Origin of the sequence: Pseudacidovorax intermedius (genome assembly GCF_001476815.1) — a bacterium.
In the GTDB taxonomy this organism is placed as follows: Bacteria; Pseudomonadota; Gammaproteobacteria; order Burkholderiales; family Burkholderiaceae_C; genus Xenophilus; species Xenophilus intermedius_A.
In genome coordinates this window covers 1-764 of sequence record NZ_LDSL01000276.1, presented here as the reverse complement: position 1 = coordinate 764, position 764 = coordinate 1, and the positions used below count along the sequence as shown (strand labels likewise).

The following is a 764-nucleotide window of genomic DNA, read 5'->3' as shown; positions in this document are numbered from 1 at the left end:
CGGCGCGGTCTTCATCACGACGAGACAACCATGAGCTACCGCGACACCCTCGACTTCCTGCTCTACGACTGGCTCCATGCGGAGCGCCTGAACGAGCGCGAGCGCTTCGCCGACCATTCGCGCGAGACCTTCGATGCCGTGCTCGACACCTGCGAGCGCATCGCCCGCGAGAAGTACGCGCCGGCCAATCGCACGGTGGACCTGCAGGAGCCGCATTTCGACGGCGAAAAGGTGATCCTGCCGCGTGCCACCCACGAGGCCCATGCCGCCTTTGTCGAGAGCGGCATGATGGCCGCCGCGCAGGACTACGACATCGGCGGCATGCAGTTGCCCTACACGGTGCAGGCGGCGGCCAATTCCTTCTTCGCCATGGCCTCGGTGAGCATCGGCTCCAACATGCTGACCAGCGGCAATGCCAACCTGCTGATGGTGCACGGCACCGACATGCAGAAGCAGGTGTTCGCGCTCAACGAGTTCTCGGGCCGCTGGGCCGGCACCATGTGCCTGTCGGAGCCGCAGGCCGGCTCCTCGCTGTCGGACGTCGCCACGCGTGCCGTGCCGGACGGCGACGACTTCGAGAACGACCCGCTCGGCCCGCGCTACCGGCTCAAGGGCAACAAGATGTGGATCTCGGCCGGCGACCATGAGCTGACCGAGAACATCGTCCACATCGTGCTGGCCAAGATCCCGGATGCGGACGGCAAGCTGATTCCGGGCGTCAAGGGCATCTCGCTGTTCATCGTGCCCAAGAAGATGGTGGAACC

General features: G+C 65.6%; 1 protein-coding gene. It reads left to right on the top strand.

All coding sequences use genetic code 11. The features are described from left to right. Nucleotides 1–30: 30 nt before the first annotated feature. Nucleotides 31–764: acyl-CoA dehydrogenase family protein (locus tag NS331_RS25215; RefSeq protein WP_193758220.1), on the top strand; the 734-nt coding region annotated here is incomplete at its 3' end.